Source organism: Nocardia sp. NPDC057272, assembly GCF_042668615.1.
Classification (GTDB): domain Bacteria; phylum Actinomycetota; class Actinomycetes; order Mycobacteriales; family Mycobacteriaceae; genus Nocardia.
Genome location: NZ_JBHUYK010000001.1, coordinates 105,229 through 129,115, shown reverse-complemented (window position 1 = coordinate 129,115; position 23,887 = coordinate 105,229). Strand labels below are relative to the sequence as shown.

Here is a 23,887-nt window from a genome sequence, read left to right as displayed (position 1 = left end):
CTACCAGCGGTTTCTCGGCCGAGCGGGCGGCGCCGACCCCTCGTCGGCGCCGCCGGGTTCGGTCAGCTCAGTGCGGCCAGGCCGCGGCGGTCGATCTTGCCGGTCGGGGTGCGCGGTAGTTCGTCGACGAACAGCACATCGCGTGGGGCTTTGAAACGGGCGAGGTGGGTTTTCACGTAGGTGCGCACGGTCTCGGCGTCGATCTCGCCCGCGGGCACCACGAACGCGGCGAGCCGCTGACCGAATTCCTCGTCGGGCACACCGATCACGGCCGCTTCGGTGATCGACGGGTGCCGGTAGAGCAGGTCCTCGATCTCGCCGGGGAAGACGTTCTCGCCCCCGGAGACGATCATGTCGTCATCGCGTCCGTCGATGAAAAGCCGACCGCCGGAATCGAAGTGACCGAGGTCGCCGGTGCTCATCAACCCGCCACGGAGTTGCTTGGACCCGCCACCGGAGTAGCCCTCGAAGGCGATGGTGTTGCCCACGTAGACGGTGCCGACCGCGCCGGGCTCGGTGATCCGGGTGCCGTCGGCGTCGTAGAGCGCGACGGTGATCCCGACCGGGGGTTTGCCCACGGTGCCCGGTGCGGCGATCCAGTCTTGCGGGGTCGCGATGGTGGCCGTACCGGTCTCGGTGCAGCCGTAGAAGTTGTAGATCACCGGGCCGAAGGTGTCGATCGCCCTGGTGCCCAACGACGACGGCAACGCCGCCCCGGCGGTGAACACGATCCGCAGGGAGCGGGTATCGGTGGTGGACAAGGACTTCGGGTCCAGATCGAGGAGGCGACGCAGCATGGTGGGCACCAGCACGACCATGTCGGCGCGATGTTCGGCGATCTGGGCGAGGGCGCGGGTGGCGTCGAACCGGCCGTGCAGCACGATCGTCGACCCCAGGTTCAGCGAGAGGATGAACTGGGACAGCGCGGTGCCGTGGAACAGCGGCGCGCACAGCAGCACCGTCTGCCCGCGTCGCAGCGGAACCCGGTCGACGAATTGTGCGGCGGCCAAAGGTGATTCGACTTGTCGTGGTGCGCCCTTGGGCGTACCTGTGGTGCCGCCGGTGAGCAGGACGAAACCGCCCTGCTGTGCGGGCGTGCCGATCGGTGGGACGTCGGAGCGAATCATGTTGTCCAGCAGGACTATCCGTTCGGGTAGATCCTGAGCCATCGTGGACAGGGCGGGGTCGAGGACGAGTGCGCTGACCCCCTCTCGGTCCAGCACGTCACGCAACTGCGCCGCGCCGAATCCGGTATTGAGCAGCACCAGTCGAGCGCCGAGTTTCGCGGTGGCGGCCATGGATTCGACGAGCCGCACTCCGTCGGGACAGAGCACGCCGACCGTGTCACCCGCGTCGAGGCCGTCGGCGTGCCAGGTGGCGGCGAGTGCGTCGGTGCGTTGATCGAGTTCCCGGTAACTGATCCGCTCGCCGTCGCAGATCAGCGCGATGCGCTCGGGTGCGCGTCGCGCCGAGGAACGGATCCCACCGGCGATCGGGCCGAACGCGCGCATGGTGCGGGCGGTCCGCAAAATCTGCGCGGGGTGACGCGGATCAATGATCCCGGCCCGTGCCAGGGCGCGGATCTGGCGTAGCGAGGTCATGGCGGCGCTCAACATACTCGTGGCCCCGGGTCGGCGCCCGCGGCGACCGCGAGCAGCCACGCGACCGTGCCCAGTTCGGGGACGATCTCGGCGCTGATGTGCTCCGAGAACGGCACCCTGATCATCCGCATGTTCACGCCGCGGGCGCAGTAGTCACCGGCGATCGTGTCGATCGCCAGCTCGGCGGGCAGCAGTTGGTCGGTGGTCGAATGCCACATCAGCAGCGGCATATCGGGGGTGTTCTCGGGTCTGCCGAAACTCGCGGCGGACAGCGCGGGTCGCGCGGCAACCAGCGCGGCCTGCGGATCGGTCAGGTACTGCGCCATCGGGCGGAGCAGGGTGGTCGCCACGGAGGTGTAGAGACAGCGTTCCCGCAGGTCGTCGGCCACCCGGCGGCCTTCCGGAGTCAGGTACTGCTGTAGCTGGGCGTCGAATTCGGGGTATTCGCGGGCCAGTCCGAGCACGGCGAGCCAGCCGGTGAAGTTGGCCTGCGGCTGCTGTCCCGAGATCGCGAACGGGGCGATCGCGACCTTGTCGCCGGGGATTCCGCCCTGCACGCTGCCCTTGATGTCGAGCTCGGGAGCGTAGTGGCGGCGTTGCTCGGCGGCCGAGGCGGACGCGTTGCCGCCTCCGGAATAGCCCCACAGCCCCACCGGTGCGGCCTCGAGCCCGAGTCCGCCGCGCCGGGCCGCGCGGATGCCGTCGAGCACCATCCGGCCCTCGCTAGGCGACATGATCGTGTTCTCTTTGCCGTCGAAATCGGTGACCACCACGGCCGCGCCTGCCGCAAGGAACTGGCTCATGATGGCCACCTCCTTCTGGATGCCCGCGCGCAGGGTGTAGGACGGATTGCACTGCTGACCGAGGCTGTCGATCGCCTCCTGATACGAAATCAGCGGGCGCGCACCGGGACCCAGCCACGGGGTGCCCGGCATCAGCACGGTGGTGGCGGTGGCGATCGGGTTGTCGTGCACGTCGGAGCTGCGTAGCAGGAGCTGGGTGGTGTGTACGGGCGCGGGCAGGCCGAGCACGTGAGTCTGTACCACCCGGCTGCGGATCACGTCCCCGTTGGCGTAGCCGGCGAGGTCGGCCGGGTCGGCGTACCAGGGGTCGTGCTGCGGTGTGGGGATCGGCACGACCGCCGGATACACCTGCGCCTCGTTCGGCAGTGGCGGCAGTTCGAAATCCTGGGCGCCCGCCGGACCCCCTGCCGCCAGCGCCGTCATCGCGAGCAGGGGCAGGGCTCGGGCACCGAGCCGTCGGAGCCGGGGCGACCGGCAGGTGGCCGTGCTGCGCTGCATGGCATCTCCTTCGATAGGTGATGCTGATTACAGCACGGTGCCTTGTTGAGAACAAGAGTTCTTGTTTATATTCGGGAATCTGTAGGCTGAGCTGCGTGACGTCGACCGACAAGAGCCAAGTCCGCTCCCGGCGCATCCAGGGCCTGGACGCCGAACAGCGCCGCGCGCGCAGGCGCGAACAGATCCTGGCCGCCGCCTTCGACCTGATCGCCGCCGAGGGCTACGTCAACACCGCGATCGAGCAGATCTGCCAGACCGCCTTCGTCGGCAACAAGGCCTTCTACGAGCTCTTCGACAGCAAAGAGGACTGCTATCTGGCGCTGCTGCAGCAGCAGAGCGAACGCGCGCAGGACCGGGTCGCCACCGCGCTGTCGGAATCCTCGAGCGCCCGCGACGAGGTGGTCGCCGCCGTCATCGGGGCCTTCGCCCACTCGATGGTCGACGACCCCCGCGTGGCGAAGGTGACTTTCGGTGAAGCCAGCGGCATTTCGGCGAAGGTCGAACAGCAGCGGCGCGTCAACCGCCGCTGGGCCGCCCAGTTCCTCGAAACCCTGTGGCGCGAATACGGATTCGTGCCCCCCGGGGGAATCGGCGTCGACCTGCACGCCCTCGCTGTCTCCGCGATCGGCGGCCTGTTCGAAACCGTCGCCGACTGGCTCCACACCGACGCGGGCGCGCAAGGCGACATCGACGTCCTGATCAGAGATCTCACGGCCTTCATCGAGATCGTGCACCTGGGACTGGCCGCCGCCGCGGACCGTTCAGAGCACTGAGGTCGCTGGGCGGCACCTTGGTCAGGGTGCGAATCCGATCAGCTGTAGGTCTGCGGATTTGTCGGTGAAGGGGACCAGGATGATGCCGGGTGCGGCGATGATCTGGGAGGCCTGTCCGGATCCGAGGGGTACCGGGGGCGCGTTCTCGACGAGGTCGGCGCGTCGCCACGTACGCAATTGCGCATCGCCGACTGCGATCAGTTCGTCGGCGATCAGCATCGAGTCGAACGGTGTGACACCGCCCAGCCCGGCGTCGGGGTCGGTGAGCGAGCGGTCCGGCGCTGCGCCCTGCGACATCGTGATCCCAGTACTCCAGGAGTTGGTGACGAGGGTGCCGGTCGCCGGGTCGTTGGCGATCACCTCGACATAGTCGGCGGTGACGGCGGTAGTGCCGAGCAGTCCGGGAGCCGCGACGACCAGGTGGTCGAGTGGTTCGTTCCGGTAGGGCCAGTCAACCGACAGCGCGTCCTTCTTCACCGAAACCTTCGGTGCGCGGTCGGGGTCGGGATTGGAGAGATCCCGCTTCGCCGTCTCCGCGCCCGTGGCCGGATCGAGCGCGAGGAGGGTGGTCCACGCGGACTCCTCGTTTCGGCATACCCGCACCTGGTAAACCGCAGGGGAGGTGATGGCGATCCGCGACTTCATGGTGTCGCAGCCATCCGGTGTGGCGGGCTCGGACCACATGTGTCGCCCCGTGCGCGCGTTGTACCGGGCGAAGTTGCCGTACGAACCGCCGAAGAGTTCGTTGTCGACCAAGGCCAGCATCGGTTCGCCGGCGGCATCGAAGCCGCGGGCGACTCGCATTCCAGTTCTGCTGTCATCGGCGAATTCGGATTCGGTCCAGAGCTTTTCGCCGGTGGTGGCGTCGAATGCGATCCACCCGAGGTGGTTTCAGCTGGTGAGGACGGCGTTCTCGGAGGGGCTGGAGAGCAAGTTGCTGTCCTGCTGGTGCACGCCGTCTTCCGCTGCATCTGGGCGTTGGTAGTGCCAGCGGGCGCTACCGGTTGCTCCGTCGTAGGCGGTGATGCCGGTCGGCGTGCCGACGAGGAAGCCGGGTCCGCCGACGACCACCCTGCTCTCTTTCGGTAGATCGATGCGAAATCGCTCCTGCCCGAGTCGATTCGGGATCGGCGGTACGACTACCGAAGCGGCGGTGCGATGGTCGACGTACCGGTCGTCGTCACCGACCCACAGCGCCCCGCCGGTGGCAAGCGCGCACAGCAGCAGGCCGATCGTGGCAGGCACCGCGATCGTGCGCGTCGTCGGTGTGAAACGTGGTGTGGCGGTGAGGGGATAGCAGAGGAGAAGGATGCCGAGGCCCACGAGAACCCAGGCGGCGAGCGCGGTGGGCAGCCGGGGAAGGCTGTGTAGTGCTCGAATATCTGCTGCGTGACGGACGGAACGTGCAGTTGCACTGTGCGCCCGATGGCGACGGCCAAGACCAGATATATCGTCACGCCGGGGTTGCCGAAACCTGCGGCGCGCAGTCGTCGCGCGGTCAGGAGAACGACAGCGACGACGAGCAGTGCCGCGACGCCGACCACGATGGCCGACATTCCTAGGGCATCGGGTAGCTCGGCTCGAGCATCGTCTTGTGGCGTGACCGGGTTCGCAGCGGCGAGGAACCGACTGTAGAGGCCGAGCGTGACGCCACCGACCAGTACCGCGGTACCGAGGGCTGCGGTAAACGTTGCCGACCGCGAATAGTCCGGTAGCCGTGGCAAAGACGTACTGTGGCTGTTGTTCATCGACCCTCCCCAGCGATGGCGCGACAGAGTCGCGTCCTGAGGATAACGGGCTCACGGCTACCCGACCGTTCGGGCTTCAGTCCCGCGGGCCCTTCAGCGGGGTGCTGGGCCGGCGGGTGGTGGGCCGCCTGGTGCGCCGTTGCCGGAGGGGGGTGAGCCCGGGAAACCGTTGTCGGACTGGGTGTTCTGGGATTTGGCGGCTACGCCGAGGGTGAGGGAGACGGACATGCCGATGGTGGGGGTGCCGGTGACGGTGGCCAGTTCGGCGTCCCAGCCGTCGCCGAAGACGCCGTCGGAGGCGAGCGTCACGCCGGACAGGTTGCGGGTGCTGTTCACGTAGCCGGAGTCGGCGTCGAAGACGGCGGTGCACGCGTCTTGGGGGAGCGCGATCTGGGAGGTGAGGCGGGCGTTGTCGCCCGCGACCGCGGTGGCGAGGGAGTCGTAGACCTCGAAGTGGATGTGTGGCCAGCGACCGGCGTAGCAGGCGGGGAAGATCGAGGTGAACCGTACGGTGCCGTCGTCGTCGGCCACCTGGACGCCGCGCAGGTAGTTCTGTTCGGTGGCGCCCTCGGTGTAGAGGGAGTACCGGCCCTCGCGGTCGCAATGCCAGACGTACACCGCCATTCCGGTGCCTGCCGCGTTCTGCGCGAGGTCGCGCAGATTCAGCGTGAGTGTCATCGGAACACCCTGGGCGGTACCGGAATACGTGCCGAAGCTGGTAGTGATATCGGACCGCACCACCCCGGATTCGATCAGGACATTGGGTCCGTTGGAACCGTCACCCGGGTAGGGGCCCGCGGTCTCCTGCGGCGCCGCGGCGGGTGTTTCGGCTGACGCGGAGGTGGCACTGTCGGCCGGGCTCGTGCTCGTGCCGGAGCTGTCGGTCGAGGCCGCGCAACCCGCCGCCGCTGCCGCGACCCCGGCGACGCCGAGAAAACTCAGCGCACGCCGCCGTGACATCACTCGAAGGTCGTGCCCCAGTCCCAGATCGTGCTCTCCCATAGCTGCTCCTTCGCTGCCTTGTTGGCGACCACGCTAAGCAGGTGGACTGCGCTGGGACTGCGAACACGCTGGGAGTCAGCTGGGAGTCAATCGGTGACGTAACCGTTGAGGCTGTTGCGCAGGTCGGTGAGGACCGCGCGGGCGGCGGTGAGACCTGTGGTGTGCCAGATCTTGTCGTCGACCGCGAAGACCCGCTTGTCGGTCGAGGCGCCCAGTTCCTCGAACTGGTCGGAGCGCAGAACCTGTCTGCCGTGTTTCTCGCCGTCCGGGCCGTCGAACATCACGTAGATGATGTCGCCTTCGGCTTTGGTGGCGAGGTCGGCTTCGGTGATGTCGAAGGACGGTCCGCGCTGGGCGGTCGGGCGCTGGACGCCGACATCGGACAGGACTTGGGCGGCGAAGGTTTCGGCGCCCTGGACCTGCGTGGTGTCGGCGGTGAAGCGCAGCACCGAGGCCTGGGACTGGCGCGCGTTCAGTGCGGGGCCGAGGTCGTGGGCCTCGGTGAGGTAGTTCTGCAGGGCGGTTTCGGCGGCATCGTTGCGGTTCATCCCCGCGGAATAAGCGGCGAAATCGGACTGCCAGCTGCCGCCCGCGCCGATCAGCACGGTGGGGGCGATCTTGCTCAGCGCCTCGTACCCGCCCGCGGCCGGTGCGACGTCGCCGAGGATCAGATCGGGCTTCAGCTCGGCGATGCGAGCCGGATCGGGCTGACCGATCGGTCCGATGCTGGGCACCTTCACCACGCCGTATCCCAGGTACATCGGCTGCGAACGGTCGCCGTCGAGGGTCACCGAGCCCGCGACCCGCTCCCACAGACCGACCGCGCAGGCCGCGTCGAGCGCCGAGGTGGTGAGCACGACGATACGTTGCGGGTCGGCGGGAACCTGCGAGGTACCGGCGGTGTGCGTCACCGTTCGGGTGCCGCCGGGGCCCGCGTCGGGCGCACTCGGCAACGGGCACGCGGTCGCGGTGTCGCGATCGGCCCCGACCACGCCCGCACCGGCGATATTCGTGGTGGTGCGGATGATCGTGCTCGCGTCATCGTGCTTGTCCGCGCATCCCGCGGTGAACACGGCGGCGCACAGCAACGCGGCAGCCACGACGACGCCGCGTGAGCGGACGCGCCCGCCCTGCTCTGCGGTGCGACGGAATCGGGTGCGGTTTCGGACGCTCGCCAGCATGCGCACGAGGGTACTGCGTAGCCGGCGGCGCGAATGCCGCGGGCCGAGCTACCGGCGGCTCGCGCGCCGGAACCCGACGGCGGCGGGCACGGCGAACAACAGGAGCGCGGCGCCCGACCAGGCGAGGGTGAGCAGCAGGGGCACGGCGACGGGACCCTTGTCGGACAGTCCGCGCATCGCGTCGACGGCCACCGACATCGGCTGGTAGCGCACCACCGGCTGAATCCAGGTCGGGAAGGCCACGAGCGGCACGAATCCGGTGCTGAAGAACATCATCAGCGAGGCGAGGATCGTGATGCCCTCGACCAGCGAGGCCTTCGCGCTGTAGACGGCGACGGCGGTGACCATGGTGGCGAAGGCGAGTCCGAACACCACGGGGATTGCCAGGAATACGAGGCCGGCCAGTGGACCGTGGTGGAAGCGGAAGCCGAGCAGATAGCCCACGATCAGCACCGCCACAGTGCCGAGCAGGATCCGGCAGCCTTCGGCGAGGATGCGCGAGATCAGGCCCGACGCACGATGCACGGGCAGCACCCAGAATCTGGCCAGCAGACCCGCGTCGCGTTCGCGGCCGAGCAGCACGCCGCTCGCGACGGCGCCGGACAGCGCGCCGACGAGGGCGACCATCGGCACCGAGCCGTAGAGAGCATCGTCGCCGGTGAACTTCTCGATCTGACCGCCCACCACGATGTTGAGCATCACCAGCAGCAGACACGGGATGAGCAGGGTCTCGAGCAGCGTCACCGGGTTGCGTGCCCAGCGCACCAGCAGCCGCTCGGTCTGGATCAGCGTGTGCCGCAGCAGCGACACCGCCGAGGTCTCCGATTGTTCTGCCATCAGGCCCTCCTCGAGCTGAGCCGGATGGCCACCGGCGCGCAGATCGCCACCATGGCGGCGAGCCAGAGCAGCGACGGGGTCACCAGCGACCAGGTCACCGTCCCGGCGTTGCCCTTGGTGTCACCGGCCAGCGCGCGCAACACGATCGCGAACTGGGAGACCGGTTGATTGCGCACGAACCACTGGATCCACTCGGGGAACTGGCTCGCCGGTGCGAGACCGGTCGAGAGCATGCCGAAGATCAACGGGGGCAGCAGCAGCGCCTGCGAGGTGGCTTCGGGGCTCTTGGACAGCGTGCCGATCACATCCGCGCCGAGGGTGAACGCGAGTCCGATGAGTACCGAGAACGCCAGATAGCCGAGGGTATGCGCGGCGTCGAGCCGGAACCGGAAGCCGATCACATAGCCCGCGGCGATCCCCGCGGCCAACGAGATGAGCAGCCGGAACAGGTTGGCCGACATCCGCGCCGCGACCGGAACCAGCGGGCGCAGCGGCATCGCGCCGAAGCGGCGGTTGAGGCCGGCCACGGAATCGGTGGCCGAGCGGAACGCCGCCGAGATGGCGGTGAACGCGGCGGCCTGCAGGATCACCAGCGGCATCATGTACTGGGCGTAACTGCTGAAACCGTTGCCGGAGAACGTCATCACCGTTTTCAGCGGGATGTAGAAGCTGGCCGTGAAGGCCGCGGGCGCGAGCACCGAGGCGAGGAACTCGCCGGATTTGATCGAGGGCACGATCAGCCGGGTGCTCAGGACCCACCACTGCTGCACCGTCTCCGGTGTCGCGCGCACGGAGGTGTTCCAGGTGATGGCGGTCATGGGGTGGCCGCCGATTCGTCCTCGGTCGAGGCGAGGTGACCGGTGAGCTGCAGGAACACATCGTCGAGCGAGGGTCTGCGCAGGGCGATGTCGACGAGCTCGACCGAGGCGTTGTCGAGTCTGCGCAGGGCCTCGGCGAGTGTCTTGGCACCGTCGGGCGCGGGGATGGTGATGCGATCCGATTCGGGGGTGAGCGCGGCCAGGTTCTCCGCGGGCAGCAGCGAGCCGAGCGCGGCGACGATGGTCGGTAGCCCTTCCAGATCCAGCGGCACGATCTCGCAGTAGCTGCCGCCGGTACGGTGTTTCAGCTCGTCCGCGGTGCCGGAGGCGATCACCACGCCGTGGTCGATCACGATGATCTGGTCGCTGAGCGCGTCGGCCTCCTCCAGGTACTGGGTGGTGAGCAGGGTGGTGATCCCCGCGGTCTTGAAGCTGCGCACCAGGTCCCAGACGCCCTGTCTGCTGCGGGGATCGAGGCCGGTGGTCGGTTCGTCGAGGAAGACGACGTCGGGCCGCACCACGAGACCGCACGCGATGTCGATGCGGCGCCGCATGCCGCCCGAGTAGGTGCCGACGCGCCGATTCGCCGCCTTCTCCAGATCGAATTCGCCGAGCAGTTCCCTGGCCCTGACCTGCGCCGCCGGTTTGCGCAGCCCCATCAGCCTGCCGAACATGACGAGGTTCTCGTAGCCGCTGAGCATGTCGTCGAGCGCGGCGTACTGCCCGGTGAGCATGATCCGTTTGCGCACCGCGGCGGGGTCGGCGACAACGTCGTGTCCGGCGACCACCGCCCGCCCGCTGTCGGGCGTGACGAGAGTGGACAGGATGTTCACCATCGTCGTCTTGCCAGCGCCGTTGGGGCCGAGGATGCCGAGCACCTCACCAGGGGCGGCCTCGAAATCGACGCCGCGCAGGGCGTGCACGTCGCCGAAGGACTTCTCGATCCCTTCGACCACGACACCACCGGTGCGCGGGTTGCTCTGCACGAGAGTGTGTTCGACGCTCATATCCGGTCTCCTGCTTCCAAGTGGTCATCGAGCAGTGGCGAGATGACCGACAGTGCGTAGGGATTGGTCATGTCGTCGTGGGTCACGTCGACGTCGTGGTCGGTGATATCGCCGGTGACGTAGGGCCGCCAGCCGTCGGGTCCCATCCATTCGGCGGGATCGACCGTGGCGCGGAAATACACGACGTCGCCGTGGTAGACCGGGCGCTGATAGCCGGTCCGGGTGCCCGCGGAGGCGTTGTAGGAGCCCGCCATGCGCTCGATGGTGGCCGCGTCGATGAGCTCGACCCCGCCGAGCCGGGCGGTGATGAGCTCGGCCGCTTGTTCGGCGGTCGCTTCGGCGGGCACGTCGTCGATGCCGAAGATGGCGCCGAAGGTGTTGATGAAGGCGCCCGGCGACAGGCGCTCGATGGTGTCGCCGTCGATATCGGCGGTGTCGGTGTCCAGCAGCGCCACGACGCCGACCTGCTCGCCCGCTGCCTGCAGTTCCACCGCCATGGCCTGGGCGATGAGCCCGCCGAAGGACCAGCCGAGCAGGTGATAGGGGCCGCTCGGCTGCACGGCGCGGATCTCGCGCACGTAGCGCTGGGCGAATTCCTCGATGGAGCGGGCGGAGGGTTCACGGCCGCTGAGGTCGGGCGCCTGGAGCCCGTAGATCGGGCGGCCCGGCCGGAGCTGTTCGGCGAATCCCAGGTAGCTCCACGACATTCCGGAGGAGGAGTGGACGCAGAACAGTGCCGGTCGATCGCCGTCGGGGCGGATCGGTAGCAGCACGTCGAGACCGAGTCCGGTCGGTCCGGGCTCCACGACCGCTGCCGTGCGCGCGGTCATGGCGGCGGCTTCGTCGGCCGAGGCGATCTGGGCCGCGGGGGTTTCGGCGAATCGTGCCGCCGCGTCGAGTGCCTCTACCCAGAGGTGGGCGAGTTCGGCGACGTCCGCGCGATCCAGCAGCTGTGCCGCGTAACCGAACTCGGCCTGCAGCCGGTTGCCGACGACCATGGCGTTGATATCGATCGGCGACATGATCGGGACGTCCGGATGCTCGGCCGCCTCGAGATCACCGAGCGCGTCGGTGGGTAGCCAGCCGAGACCTTCGAGGCCGGGCGGAGTGTCGACGGAGGTGTGCCTGCCCAGGTAGTTCACACAGATCTGGCCGGGGAGCCGGGTCGGAAGGTGCTCGGCGGCTTCGGGATTGAGGTAGCGCAGCATGCCGAAGCCGATGCCCTTGTCGGGGACCGCGAGCAGGTCGTGCTTGACCCGGCGGATGGCCGCGCCCATGGCGGGGCCGCCCGCCAGCGCGTCGTCGATGTCGATGTCGGCGAGATCGAGGCGCACCGGGTACAGGTTGGTGAACCAGCCGATGGTCCGCGACAGATCGGCGCCGGGCACGACTTCTTCCTGTCTGCCATGGCCTTCCAGACGCAGCAGCGCCGAGGGCTCGTCCACGCCTCTGCGCGCGCGCCAGCGCACCAGCGCCACCGCCAGGGTGGCGAACAGCGCGTCGGTGACACTGCCCTGGAACAGGCGGGGCAGGGTGGTGAGCAGCGCTGTCGTGGTGTCCTCGTCGACCTCGATGTCGAGACGGCGGACGGTCTGCCCCTGATCGGTGTCAGGATCGAGGTGACGGGCGCCGAGCAGTGGGTCGGGGCCGTGCACCACCGCTTGCCAGTACGGGAGTTCGGCGCGGCGCCGCTCGGAACGGGCCTGCTCGGTCATGGCGTGCGACCAGCGCCGCATCGACGTACCGATGTCCGGGAGGATCGGGGTGGCGCCCGCCGATACCTGGGCCCAGGCGGCGATCAAGTCCTGCACCAGGATGCGCCACGACACGCTGTCGATCGCGAGATGGTGCGCGACGATGATCAGGCGACCGGGCCCGGGGTGCGCGCCGGCGTCGCCGACCGGATCCAGCCACACGAACTGCAGGACGACCCCGTCCGCCGGATTCAGTCGGTTCATCGCGGAGTCGAGCTCGGTCTGGGCGTATTCGCGCAGCTCGATCGGGTCGATGGCGGCGTCGAAGGCCGTGCGGTGCACCAGTGCGTCGACCTCGACCGACCCGGGGTCGGCCACACGCAGCCGCCAGCCGTCCTCGGCCGCCCACAGGTGGGCTCGCAGCATGTCGTGCCGGTCGATCACGGCCGAGACAGTGGCGACGAGTTGCGCGCGCTCGATGCCGACGGGCAGTTCCAGCACCGCGGTCTGGGCGAACCGGTCGAAATCGCCGCCGCGTTCGACCATGTAGCGCACGATCGGTGTCAGCGGCAGGTCACCGGTGCCCCCACCGGGCAGTTCGGCGAGCGCTTCCACCGTCTCGGCGGCGTCGACGGCCGCGCCCAGCGCCGCCACCGTGCGGTGTTCGAAGACCTGCAACGGCGTGCAGTGCACGCCGCGCAGCTTCGCCTGGCTGACGAGCTGGATGGCGAGGATGCTGTCGCCGCCGAGGGCGAAGAACGAATCGTCGATGCCGACCTGTGGACGGCCGAGCAGTTCGGCGTAGACCTCGGCGAGTACCAGTTCGGTCGGTGTCTCCGGTGCGCGGTACGGGGTGTCGTCGGTGACGAACACCGGCTCCGGCAGCGCTTTGCGGTCGAGTTTGCCGACCGCGTTGATGGGGATCTCGTCCAGCACCACGAAAGCGGCGGGCACCATGTACGCGGGGAGCGTGTCGGCGGCGAGGGCGCGGATGTGCGCGATGTCGAGGTCGGCGCCGGGCACGCGCACCAGGTAGGCGGCGAGAGCGGTGGCACCGGTGGGGCCCGCAACGCCCAGCGTCACAGCGAAATCGACACCGTCGATGGCGCCGAGCACCGCATCGATCTCGCCGAGCTCGATGCGCTGGCCGCGCACCTTGACCTGGAAGTCGGTGCGGCCGAGATATTCCAGCGCCAATCCGGTCGGTGTGTCGGTGGGGCCTGCGGTGCGAGTCCACCGCACCAGGTCGCCTGTGCGATAAAGGCATTCGCCGGGACCGCCGAAAGGATTGGCGATGAATCGGGCTGCCGTCAAGCTCGGCCGCGCGTGGTAGCACCGCGCGAGCGCAGTGCCCGCGAGGTACAGCTCACCCGCGACGCCGACGGGTACCGGGCGCAGGCGGTCGTCGAGGACGAGTGCGGACGCACCGCGAACGGGAGCGCCGATGGTCACCGGCTCCGTAGCGGACAACGGCGCGGAACCTGTTGCCCAGATGGTGTATTCGGTCGGGCCGTACAGGTTGACCATCGTCCGCCCGCCTGCGCCGCCGCACCAGCGCGCGACGAGATCGGGGCCGACCGCCTCACCCGCGACCGCGAGCACCCGCAGGCTCGACACGTCGGCGGGATCGATGGTGGCCAGTGCCGACGGCGTGATCACCATGTGGGTCACCTGCTCGGCGGCGATCAGTTCCGCGAGGGGGGCGCCGCCGAAGACATCCGGCGGGGCGATCACCGAGGCGCCGCCGCAGCCGAAGGCCATGAGTGCCTCGAAGATCGACGCGTCGAAGCTCGGCGAGGCCACCTGCATCACCCGGGCGTGTTCGTCGAGGGCGAGATCGGTGCGCTGGGAGGCGACCAGGTCGGCCAAGCCACGATGGGTGACGGTGACGCCCTTCGGGGTACCGGTGGAGCCGGAGGTGTAGATCATCCACGCCGGGTTCTCCACCCTGATCGGAACCGGCAGTTCCGCGGGGGTGAGGTCAGCGTCGTCGGTGGCGGCCATGCGGGTGGCGAAGCCGGGGTCGTCGAGGATCAGCCAGCGGGTGGTGTCGGACAGCTGCGGCCGGTACTCGGCGAGGGTGATTCCGACGCGCGCGCCGGAATCGGTGAGCATGTGGTCGATGCGGTCCGCCGGATGTTTCGGGTCGACCGGCAGGAACGCCGCGCCCACCTTCGCCGCGGCCCAGATGCCGACGTGGAGCTCGACACATCGTGGGAGGCCGAGGGCTACCACAGATTCCGTGTGCGCTCCCGCCTCGATGAGCATCCTGGCCAACTGATTCGACCGGGCATTCAGCGCGCCGTAGGTGATCGCGCCGGATACCTGCGCGGGTTGTGCCGCGTCACCGGCGGATGTGGGCTCGGTCGGGGAGATGGTGCCGGTGACCGCGGTGGCCTGGGTCGCGGTGGCCGTCGCAGTGTCGGCAACCAGTGCCGGTCGGTCGGCGAAGGTCGCCGCGGTGGCGGTGAGCAGGTCGGCCAACGTCGTGGTGCCCGCGGTGGAGGGGCCGTGGACCGGAACGAGTTCCGCGCGTTCGGATTCGGCGAGGAGGTCGATATCGGCGAGGCGGATGTCGATGTCGCTGAGGACGGTGGCGAGCACCTGCCGCCATCGGGTCGCGAACGAGGTGACGGTGGCCGCGTCGAACAGGTCTGTCGCGTAGGTGAGGACACCGTCGATGCCCACCGGGCCGGTCTCGTCGAACCGTTCGCGCAGGTCCAGGGTGAGGTCGAAGGCCGAGGAGCGGCGGTCGAAGTCCTCGACTTCGAAACGCAGTCCGGGTAGTTCGAGTACCGGTTCGATGAAGTTCTGCAGCGACAGCGACACCTGGAACAGCGGGTGATGGGCGGTCGACCGGGTGGGGTCGACTGCCGCGACGAGCTGCTCGAACGGTACGTCGGCGTGGCCGAAGGCGTCGAGGTCGGTGTCGCGGACGGTGGCGAGCAGCTGCCGGAACCCGGTGCCGGGGTCGACCGGCGTGCGCAGGGCCAGGGTGTTGACGAACATGCCGACGAGCTCGTCCAGCGCGGCCGCACCGCGACCCGCGATCGGCGTGCCGATGACGACATCGCCGGTACCGCCGAGCCGGGCCAGCAGCACTGCGAGGGCGGCGTGGACGACCATGAAGACGCTGACATTGTTCGCGGCGGCGAAGTCGATCAGCGCACGGTGGGTCTGTTCGTCGACGGTGAAGTCGACATCGTCGCTGCTCATGGTCTGCACCGCCGGACGGGGGCGATCGGCGGGGAGTTCCAGCGCATCCGGTGCGCCCGCGAGTGTCTCGCGCCAATACCGGATCTGCTGTGCTGCAACGGACTCCGAATCCGTGGCGCTGCCGAGAAGCTCGCGATGCCACAGCGCGAAGTCCGCGTACTGCACCGTGAGCGCAGGCTGCGTGGGTGCTGTACCCGACACCCGCGCCGAGTAGGCGGCGACCAGGTCCGCCGCCAGCGGGGCCATCGATGCGCCGTCTGCGCTGATGTGGTGTACGACGAGGACGATGACATGTACTGGCACAGGGTCTTCGGATCGATGAGCATTGTGGGGTCCGGTCTCGGCTGGGCGGCTGTTGAGGCGGAACAGGCCGACACGCAGTGGTGCCTGACGGGTGAGGTCGAAGCCGGTGCCTGCCAGTTCGTTGATCTGCTCACGCAGTGGCGCGCCGTCTTCGGTGTCGATCAGCGGCATCGGCGGAACCGCGGTGTCGATGCCGACGACCACCTGACGCGGGCCCTCGGCGTCGGCGGGGTAGCGGGTGCGCAGGCTCTCCTGCCGTTCGACCACGTCGGCGAGAGCGCGGCGCATGGCTTCCACATCGAGGGTTCCGGTGAGGCGCAGGGCGATCGCGATGTTGTAGGCCGACGAGTCGGGGTCGAGTTGATTGAGTACCCACATGCGCTGCTGGGCGGGGGACAGCGGGATGCGGTCCGGGCGCAGGCGGGGAGCCAGCGCGGGCAGGCCCGGACTGCCCTCGGCCGCGGGGACGACCCGCGCCGACAGCTGGGCGACGCTCGGCGCGTCGAACAGGTCCCGCAGAGCGATGGTGGAGCCGAGCGCCGAATTGACCCGGGCGACAACCTTCGTCGCGCTCAGCGAGTTGCCGCCGAGTTCGAAGAAGGACTGGTCGACGCTCACCCGTTCGCTGCCGAGGACATCGGCGAACACCACGGCCACAGCCTGTTCGATCGGTGTGCGCGGTGCGAGATAGGACTGCTGGGTGGCCGAGAAGTCCGGTATCGGCAGGGCTTTGCGGTCCAGTTTGCCGACCGGAGTGAGCGGGATATCGTCCAGGACGACGACATAGGCGGGCACCATGTATCCCGGCAGTTCCGCCGCGACCTGAGCGCGCAACCGTTCGGTGTCGAGGGCGACATCCGGCACGGGAAGCACGTAGGACACGAGCACGGTGGCGCCCGCCGGTCCTTCGCGCCCGATCGTCACCGCGTAGTCGACCTCGTCGTCGCGCGAGAGCACCGCGTCGATCTCGCCGAGTTCGATCCGCAGGCCGCGGATCTTCACCTGGAAGTCGCTGCGGCCCAGGTATTCCAGGGTGAGCGCGGCGTTCTCGCCCGTGACCCAGCGCACCATGTCGCCGGTCCGGTACATCCGTTCCCCGGCGACGCCGAACGGGTTGGCGACGAACCGGCTCGCTGTCATCTCGAACCGGTTGAAGTAGCCGCGCGCCAGCGCGGGCCCGGCCAGATACAGCTCACCGGCGATGCCGACCGGCACCGGACGCAACCAGCTGTCCAGCACCACCAGTGCCGCACCGCGAATCGGTCCGCCGATGGTGACCGGCTCGCCGGGGAGCAGTTCGGCGGGACCGGTCGCCCAGATGCTGAACTCGGTGGGGCCGTACAGATTCACCATCCGCCTGCCCGCGGCCCACTTCTCGATGAGCTCAGGGGTGGCCGCCTCACCGGCCACCGACAGCACCCGCAACTCGGTGAGATCGGTGGGCTCCATCGTCGCCAGCGCCGACGGGGTGATCACCGCATGGGTGACCCGCTCGGTGCGTAGTAGCGTCTCGAGTTCGCCGCCGCCGTAGACCTCCGGCGGTGAGACCACCAGGCGTCCACCCGCGGCGTGCGCGGTCAGCATCTCGAAGACCGAGGCGTCGAAGCTGGGGGAGGCGACCTGGAGTGCGCTGGCGGTGGGGTCCAGCCCCAGGGTTTCGCGCTGGGTGGCGACGAGATTCGCGATGCCGCGATGGCTGAGCAGAACCGCCTTCGGCTTGCCGGTGGAACCGGAGGTGTAGATCAGGTAGGCCGTGTGGTCGATATCGAGCGGGCCGCCGCGTTCGGCGTCGGTGATCGGCGCGTCGGAGACCAGCATGGCGCGGCGCATGGTGTTCAGGTCGTCGAGCAGCAGCCAGTCGATGGACCCGGGCAGGTCTTCGCCGGTGGCCGTCACAGTGACGCCGATCGGGGCCTTCGAATCGGAGAGCATGTGCTCGATCCGCTCCACCGGATAGCTCGGATCCAGCGGGACGAAGGCCGCCCCCGTCTTGGCCAGCGCCCACACTGCGACCACCGATTCCAGCGACCGGGTGAGCGCGAGTACGACGAAGATCTCGGGCCCGATCCCGCGGCGGAGCAGGACCCGGGCGAACCGGTTGGACCAGGCATCGAGGTCGCCGTAACTCATCCGCAGCTCGCCCGAGCTGACCGCGATCGCAGTGGGATCGATGCGCGCGCCGGCCGTGAGGATGTCGGGCAGCGTGCGCATCGGCAAGGGCGGTGGCCCGTGCACCGGTGCCAGCGTGGCCAGTTCCGCGTCGCTGCAATTTCGCAGTTGCGAGACCAGGGCGTGCGGATTCTCGGCGAGCTGGGCGAGCACCCGGACGAACCGGTCCAGGAGTGTCTGTGCCGCGGCGGGTTCCAGCTGATCGGCCATGAACTTCACCGTGATGCGCAAGGCGTCGCCCGCACCGGCCTCGCCGCGCAGCGGAATCACCATGAGGTTCAACGGGTACGGCGTGGCGTCGGTGCCCTCGACATCGAGCACCCGCATGCCCGCGATGTCCAGGGCCTGCGACAGCGCCTCCCGATCGATGGGGTAGGACTCGAAAACAGTGAGGGTGTCGAACAATTCGGCCAGCCCGGCAACGCGGTGGATGGCGGCGAGACCGACGTGCTGGTGGTCCATGAGCCGCGCCTGCTCGGCCTGCACACGGGCCAGCAGGTCGCAGACCTTCTCCGACGGATCCAGCGTCACCCGCACCGGGACGGTGTTGATGAACAGCCCGACCATCTCCTCGACACCGGGCAGCTCCGGCGGCCGGCCGGACACCGTGGCGCCGAACACCACATCGGTGCGACCGGTGAGCATGGCCAGCAGCAGCGACCAACCGGCCTGGACCAGCGTGTTCACGGTCGCACCCGCTTCTCTGGCCGCGGATTCGAGTACCGCGACCGTGGCACAGGACAGATCGTGCGAGAGCATCGCGGTCTCGGTCGACTCGATGCCGACGAGGGTGGGGACGGCGCGGGTCGGCGTGTCGATCCCGGCCATGGCCTGTTTCCACGCCGACAGCGACGCCTCCGCATCCTGGTCTCCAAGCCAGGACAGGAAGTCGCGGTAGGACGGGGCGGGCGGCAACATCGACGCGTCGCCCGCGGTGACGTACAGGGTGAGCAACTCCCGCACCAGCAGCGGCGTCGACCAACCGTCCAGCACCAGATGGTGATTGGTCATGACGAGCCGGAACGTCTCCTCGCCGGTCCTGACCAGGGTGAAGCGGAGCAACGGGGGCCGGGTCAGGTCGAAGCGGGTCAGCGCGTCGAGCTCGATCACTCGATCGAGCTCGCGAGCTCGCTGGTCTTCGTCGGCGATCCCGGTGAGATCTACTTCTTCCCAGCGGATCTCGGCGGCGGACAGGACGAGTTGACGCGGGCCGTCGTCGGTCTCGACGAAGGCCACACGCAGGTTCTCGTGCCGGTCGACGAGCGCCTGCGCGGCACCGCGCAGCCGGGTGGCGTCGACCGTGCCCGCGAGGGTGAGCAGCGATTGGACCGTGTAACCGTCGGCGGTGTCGGAGTCGTAGAGCGCGTGGAAGAGCAGGCCGTATTGCAGCGGCGAGAGCGGCCAGACGTCGGTGAGCGTCGGGTAGGCGTGCTCCCAGCGCTCGATCTGCGGCTGATCGACCGTGACGAGCGCGAAATCCGAGGGGGTGCGGCCACCCGCGTCGCCGGTTGCGGCATGGGTGACAAGTGCCCGCAGGGCCTGCGACCACAGCGCTGCCAACTCGCGCACGTCGGCCTCGTCGAGCAGTCTGCTCGCGTAGGCCCAGGTGACTTCCAGTCCGGCATCGGTCAGCACCGCGTTGATGTCGACGACGGCGGCCAGCGGGGCCCGGTCGTCGTTGGTCGCGGCGAAGCGCCGCGGTACCCAGGGATCGTCGCCGGTCACCGCCCTGCCGAGATAGTTGAAGCTCAGCTGGGGTGTCGGCGCGTCGGCCAGTGCCGCGGCGGACTCGTCGTTCAGATAGCGGAGCAAGCCGAAGCCGACACCGCGATCGGGGACCGACCGCAACTGCTCCTTGGCTGCCTTGATCGCCGAACCCGCCGCACGGCCACCGGCGAACGCGTCGCCGAGATCGATCCCGGTCAGGTCGAGCGCGACCGGGTACACGCTGGTGAACCAGCCGACCGTGCGCGCGACATCGGCGCCGGGCAGCAGGGATTCGTCGCGGCCGTGGCCCTCCAGCGTCAGCAGGGCACCGGTCCGGTCACGCCATCGGCACACGGCCATGGCGAGCGCGGCCAGCAGCACATCGTCAGCGCCGCAATGGAACTGATCGGGCACGCCGTGCAAGACGGCCTGCGCTACATCGGAAGGCACCGTCGACTGCCACTGCGCCATCGTGGCGACCACGTCGAGGGCGGGGTCGAAGGCGCAGGGGACCGAAACGGTCTCCGCCACCGAGTCGGACAGCTCGGAGCCGGCAGCCGGCGAGGCGACCTGTGCCGTGTCGCCGGACCGATCGGAAGTAGCCGCGGTGGCCCTCGCGCTGTCGGCGCTCCGACGGCCGGTGCGGGCGAACGGCGGGTCGGGCGTGGCCAGGATTCGCTGCCAGATCGGCAGTTCGTCGAGACGTGTCGCGGCGTTCTCGGGCTGGCCGTGCGCCCACCGGCGGAAGGAGGTACCGACCTGGTCGAGCGCGCCGCCGAAGGACGCGGTCGCCAAGTCCGGCAACAGGATTCGCCAGGATATGCCATCGGTGACCAGGTGATGCAGGACCAGCCAGCACAGTGGGGCGGCGTCGGCGCGTTCGATCAACACGAACCGGGCAACGACCCCCGCGGTGGGATCGAGCAGGTCCGCGGCGTTCTGCAAGGCGCGCTCGACCGTGTCCTCGGTGCCGGCCCGGGTCACCTCGATCAGATCCTCGGCGTCGACCGAACCACGCTCGGCCACCACCCATTCCCAGCCGTCGGCGGTCGGTCGCAGTGACGAACGAAGGAGATCGTGGTGCTCGAGCAGGACCTGTAGCGCCGCCGCGAGCCGGAGACGGTCGAAACCGTCGGGCAGCCCGATCAGGACGGCCTGCCCATAGCGTCCCCAGGTGCCCGGGCGCTCGACCATCGCGTGCACGATCGGGGTGAGCTCTACCGCGCCGACCCCGCCGCCGGGCAGCTCGTCCACCACGGGTACCTGGGTGTCGTCGGCGACAGCGGCCAGCGCGGCGACCGTCTTGCGTTCGAAGACGTCGCGGGCGCTGAACGAGATACCGGCGGCCTTCGCCCGCGAGACCAGCTGGATCGACACGATGCTGTCGCCACCGAGAGCGAAGAAGCTGTCGTCGACACCGACGGTGTCGAGTCCGAGCACCTCGGCGAAGAGGGCTGCCAAGGCTTCCTCGCGCGGCGTGGACGGTGCCCGGCTCACGACGGTACGGGCACCGAAGTCCGGTGCGGGCAATGCCTTTCGGTCCACTTTGCCGAGCGGTGTCAGCGGCACCCGGTCGAGCACCATCACGACGGCGGGCACCATATAGGCCGGAAGCGTCTCGCCGACAGCGGCTTTGACCGCCTCGGGATGGACATCGGCACCCGGTTCGGCCGTGACATAGGCGACGAGCGCGGTGGCGCCGGTCGGCGACTCGACACCGAGCGTGATCGCGAAGTCGATCTCGGGAAGCCGCTGCAACGCGGCATCGATCTCGCCGAGTTCGATCCGGTAGCCGCGCACCTTCACCTGGAAGTCGCTGCGCCCCTGGTATTCCAGGGTGACGCGGCCCTCGGTGTCGGTCCAGCGCACCAGATCGCCGGTGCGATACATCCGGTCGCCGGGTGCGTGCGGATTCGCCACGAACCGGCTCGCGGTCAACCCGCTGCGCCGGTGGTAACCGCGCGCGACACCCGGGCCCGCGAGGTACAGCTCACCCACGGTGCCCGCCGGTACCGGACGCAGCCACGGGTCGAGGACCAGGCCGGAGACGCCACCGACCAGGCTGCCGATCGTCACCGGGGCGCCGGGCACCAGTGGTTCGCTCAGTGTGGTGGTGATCGTCGTTTCGGTGGGCCCGTACCCGTTGATCAGCGAGCGACCGGCCCATTTCGCCACCAGCTCCGGCGGGCACGCGTCACCGCCGACCACGATCGTGCGCAGGTCGGGCAGCGTCACCGGGTCGAGTGAACCGACAACCGCCGGGGTGACATTGAGATGGGTGACGCGGTGGGTGCGCAGCACGTGCGCCATGTTCTCACCCGCGTAGGCCGACGGCGGGACCACCGCGAGAGTGGCACCGGCGGCCAGGGTCACCACGATCTCTTCGACCGAGATGTCGAAGCTCGGCGAGACCGCATGGGCGACAACAGAGTCCGGCTCGACCCCGAACCCGGCTCCCGAACTCGTCGCGAGGTTCGCCAGGCCGCGATGCGAGACCAGCACGCCCTTGGGCAGTCCGGTCGACCCGGAGGTATAGATGACGTAGGCGACCTGATCCGGCGCGATCGCGGCAGTGCGGTCGGCATCGGTGATCGGCGCGGGGTCATGGGTGGCGAGTCCCGCGGTGGTGGCCGCGTCGTCCAGCGAGAGCCAATCGACCTTGTCGGGCAGGGACTTTCGTACCTCGTCGACCGTCAAGCCGGTGACGACCCCGCTGTCGTCGATCATGTGCTCGATGCGATCGTCGGGGTAGGTCGGATCGATGGGCACGAACGGCGCACCGGTCTTGGCCACCGCGATGGTGGCGAGCACGGACTCCGCGGACCGCGGAATCGACAGTGCTACCGCGTGTTCAGGCCCCGCACCGGCGGCGATCAGCAGGCGGGCCAGGCGATTCGTGTAGTCGTCGACCTCGCGATAGCTCAGTGTGTCGTCGGCCCCCCAGCACAGCGCCACCGCGTCCGGGTCGAGCGCGGCGCCCGCCGCGAGGATCTCGGGCAGGGTGCGCGTCGCGACGCCGGCCGGGCCGCGCGCGGGCACCGAGGCCGCCTGCTCGGCCTCCGAGAGAACGGGCACCGTCGACAGCGGGGCGTCCGGTCCGGCGACGAGGAACCGGTGCAGGAACAGCAGGAATCGTTCGTGATGGCCCGCCAGGTCGGCGTCGCTGTACAGGTTCGCGTTGCCCTGCAGGTCGATGTGGGTGCTCTCGCCGCCGACGCCCGGGTACAGGTTGACGAACAGGTCGTCGATCAGGCCGGAGGTGAGCACGTGGAGCCGCCCGACGACCGGGCCCAGCGCGATCTTGGTGTCCACCATCATGAGATTCACGGCGGGACCGAACGACGCCGCCTCGTCCATCGCCCAGCCGAGATCGCGGACGATGTCCTCCTGGCGGTAGCGCTGGCGTCGCAGCGCACCGGTCAGCTCGCTCTGCACGGCGAGAATCGCCGCCCCGACGGTGGTGGTGGGGTCGAGTCGCACGCGCAGCGGCACGACATTGGCGAGCATGCCGCCCGAACGACGCAGGGTCGCCGAGGTCCGTGCGGAGACCGGCAGGCTCAGCACCACTTCCGGCGCGCCGGTCATCGCGGCGAGATAGGCGCCGAAGGCCGCGACCACGGTCGGCGCGACACCCGAATTCACCGATGCCGCGACCGAATCCAGCAGGGCGCCGGTCTCGGCGGGCAGCGCGCCCGATACCCGGTTGGGGTGGGCGTCGACCTCGGCGTCGCGGCCGGCGAGCGTCACCGGATCCGCCAGCGCGGCCAGGTGCTCGCGCCAGTATTCGCGGTCGGTGGTGAAACGGCCGGAGGTGCGGTACGCCAGATCGGCATCGACGATCTTCTGCAACGGCTCGGCCTTGGTGGCCGGGGGCTCACGGCCGTCGAAGGCGGCGTTGTAGAGCTCGCCGACGCGCTGTACCAGCGCCAGCGCGCCCATCCCGTCCAGCACGATGTGGTGCATGCGCGCGTACCAGAACCAGCGATCCTCGGCGACACGCAGCAGGGCGATGCGGACTAATCGGTCGTGCATCACATCCAGGGGTGCGGTGTACTCGGCGCGCATCCACGCGTGCGCGGCCGCTTCCGGGTCGGGGCGGTCACGCAGATCCAGTTCGGCGACGTCGTCGTCGAGGGTCAGGTCGACGACCTGATGGGGGTGGCCGTCGATATCGACCAGCCGCAGATAGCCGGTACCGAATTCACGACCGGTCCGCTGGACCGCGTCGATCAGCAGCGCGAGGTCGACCGCGCCGGACAGCTCCACGTACTGGGCGATGGAGATGGGGGTATCGCCCGCGATGTGCTGGGCGAACCAGATGCCGCGCTGGGCGGCCGACAGGGGAAAAGGGCCTTCGGGTGCGACGGCATCCGACGCATGCGAAGAGGACTGGATCATGAGCGAACCTGCGTTCTCATGTCTGGAGCTGGGCGTTCACCTCTGGTTCCCGACCGTCGGGTAGCTACCTGGTAGGTAGTACCCGCCGTTGCGTACTGCGCTCTATGTTCATTCTGAACCTGTATCGAGCGC

General features: G+C 69.1%; 12 protein-coding genes. 2 read left to right on the top strand and 10 right to left on the bottom strand.

All coding sequences use genetic code 11. From position 1 onward, the window contains the following. Positions 1-62 precede the first annotated feature (62 nt). Both ACFULV_RS00490 and ACFULV_RS00485 read right to left on the bottom strand, forming a co-directional pair. On the bottom strand, positions 63-1,601 hold the full coding sequence (locus ACFULV_RS00490) for an AMP-binding protein (protein ID WP_378651636.1): 1,539 nt from the start codon (positions 1,599-1,601) through the stop codon (positions 63-65). Between the two features lie 8 nt (positions 1,602-1,609). Further along, entirely contained in the window at positions 1,610-2,902 is a 1,293-nt protein-coding gene (locus tag ACFULV_RS00485) for a lipase family protein (protein WP_378651633.1), read from the bottom strand. A gap of 95 nt (positions 2,903-2,997) precedes the next feature. On the opposite strand from ACFULV_RS00485, the gene ACFULV_RS00480 reads away from it, so the two are divergent. Further along, positions 2,998-3,675: a TetR/AcrR family transcriptional regulator gene (locus tag ACFULV_RS00480; RefSeq protein ID WP_378651630.1), complete on the top strand. Its 678-nt coding sequence runs from the start codon at positions 2,998-3,000 to the stop codon at positions 3,673-3,675. Between the two features lie 21 nt (positions 3,676-3,696). On the opposite strand, the gene ACFULV_RS00475 is transcribed toward ACFULV_RS00480, so the two are convergent. Together ACFULV_RS00475 and ACFULV_RS00470 are read right to left on the bottom strand one after the other, a co-directional pair. After that, entirely contained in the window at positions 3,697-4,551 is an 855-nt protein-coding gene (locus tag ACFULV_RS00475; RefSeq protein WP_378652397.1) for a PQQ-binding-like beta-propeller repeat protein, read from the bottom strand. Between the two features lie 15 nt (positions 4,552-4,566). Beyond that, positions 4,567-4,920: a hypothetical protein gene (locus ACFULV_RS00470; RefSeq protein WP_378651627.1), complete on the bottom strand. Its 354-nt coding sequence runs from the start codon at positions 4,918-4,920 to the stop codon at positions 4,567-4,569. A gap of 125 nt (positions 4,921-5,045) precedes the next feature. On the opposite strand from ACFULV_RS00470, the gene ACFULV_RS00465 reads away from it, so the two are divergent. Beyond that, positions 5,046-5,237 (top strand): hypothetical protein, encoded by a 192-nt coding sequence (locus tag ACFULV_RS00465; RefSeq protein ID WP_378651624.1) that lies wholly within the window; start codon positions 5,046-5,048, stop codon positions 5,235-5,237. 279 nt (positions 5,238-5,516) lie between these two features. Here ACFULV_RS00465 and ACFULV_RS00460 read toward each other — a convergent pair whose 3' ends face one another. The 6 genes from ACFULV_RS00460 to ACFULV_RS00435 all read right to left on the bottom strand — a co-directional run bounded on the left by ACFULV_RS00460 (position 5,517) and on the right by ACFULV_RS00435 (position 23,755). Beyond that, positions 5,517-6,425: a dioxygenase gene (locus tag ACFULV_RS00460; protein WP_378651622.1), complete on the bottom strand. Its 909-nt coding sequence runs from the start codon at positions 6,423-6,425 to the stop codon at positions 5,517-5,519. Positions 6,426-6,511: 86 nt separating this feature from the next. Beyond that, complete coding sequence (locus ACFULV_RS00455) at positions 6,512-7,606, bottom strand: ABC transporter substrate-binding protein (RefSeq protein ID WP_378651619.1); 1,095 nt, start codon at positions 7,604-7,606, stop codon at positions 6,512-6,514. A gap of 48 nt (positions 7,607-7,654) precedes the next feature. Next, positions 7,655-8,443: an ABC transporter permease gene (locus tag ACFULV_RS00450; protein ID WP_378633216.1), complete on the bottom strand. Its 789-nt coding sequence runs from the start codon at positions 8,441-8,443 to the stop codon at positions 7,655-7,657. Further along, positions 8,443-9,261 (bottom strand): ABC transporter permease, encoded by an 819-nt coding sequence (locus tag ACFULV_RS00445; protein ID WP_378633218.1) that lies wholly within the window; start codon positions 9,259-9,261, stop codon positions 8,443-8,445. Before ACFULV_RS00445 ends, ACFULV_RS00450 begins: the two co-directional genes overlap by 1 nt. Beyond that, on the bottom strand, positions 9,258-10,268 hold the full coding sequence (locus ACFULV_RS00440; RefSeq protein ID WP_378633221.1) for an ATP-binding cassette domain-containing protein: 1,011 nt from the start codon (positions 10,266-10,268) through the stop codon (positions 9,258-9,260). Before ACFULV_RS00440 ends, ACFULV_RS00445 begins: the two co-directional genes overlap by 4 nt. Then, positions 10,265-23,755, bottom strand: coding sequence for an amino acid adenylation domain-containing protein (locus ACFULV_RS00435; protein WP_378651616.1), 13,491 nt, complete (start codon positions 23,753-23,755; stop codon positions 10,265-10,267). Before ACFULV_RS00435 ends, ACFULV_RS00440 begins: the two co-directional genes overlap by 4 nt. Positions 23,756-23,887 lie beyond the last annotated feature (132 nt).

Coding starts and splice junctions, on each gene's coding strand:
- ACFULV_RS00445 (WP_378633218.1), bottom strand. CDS start 9,261: ATGACCGCCATCACCTGGAACACCTCCGTGCGCGCGACACCGGAGACG.
- ACFULV_RS00435 (WP_378651616.1), bottom strand. CDS start 23,755: ATGATCCAGTCCTCTTCGCATGCGTCGGATGCCGTCGCACCCGAAGGC.
- ACFULV_RS00455 (WP_378651619.1), bottom strand. CDS start 7,606: ATGCTGGCGAGCGTCCGAAACCGCACCCGATTCCGTCGCACCGCAGAG.
- ACFULV_RS00490 (WP_378651636.1), bottom strand. CDS start 1,601: ATGACCTCGCTACGCCAGATCCGCGCCCTGGCACGGGCCGGGATCATT.
- ACFULV_RS00440 (WP_378633221.1), bottom strand. CDS start 10,268: ATGAGCGTCGAACACACTCTCGTGCAGAGCAACCCGCGCACCGGTGGT.
- ACFULV_RS00485 (WP_378651633.1), bottom strand. CDS start 2,902: ATGCAGCGCAGCACGGCCACCTGCCGGTCGCCCCGGCTCCGACGGCTC.
- ACFULV_RS00450 (WP_378633216.1), bottom strand. CDS start 8,443: ATGGCAGAACAATCGGAGACCTCGGCGGTGTCGCTGCTGCGGCACACG.
- ACFULV_RS00460 (WP_378651622.1), bottom strand. CDS start 6,425: ATGGGAGAGCACGATCTGGGACTGGGGCACGACCTTCGAGTGATGTCA.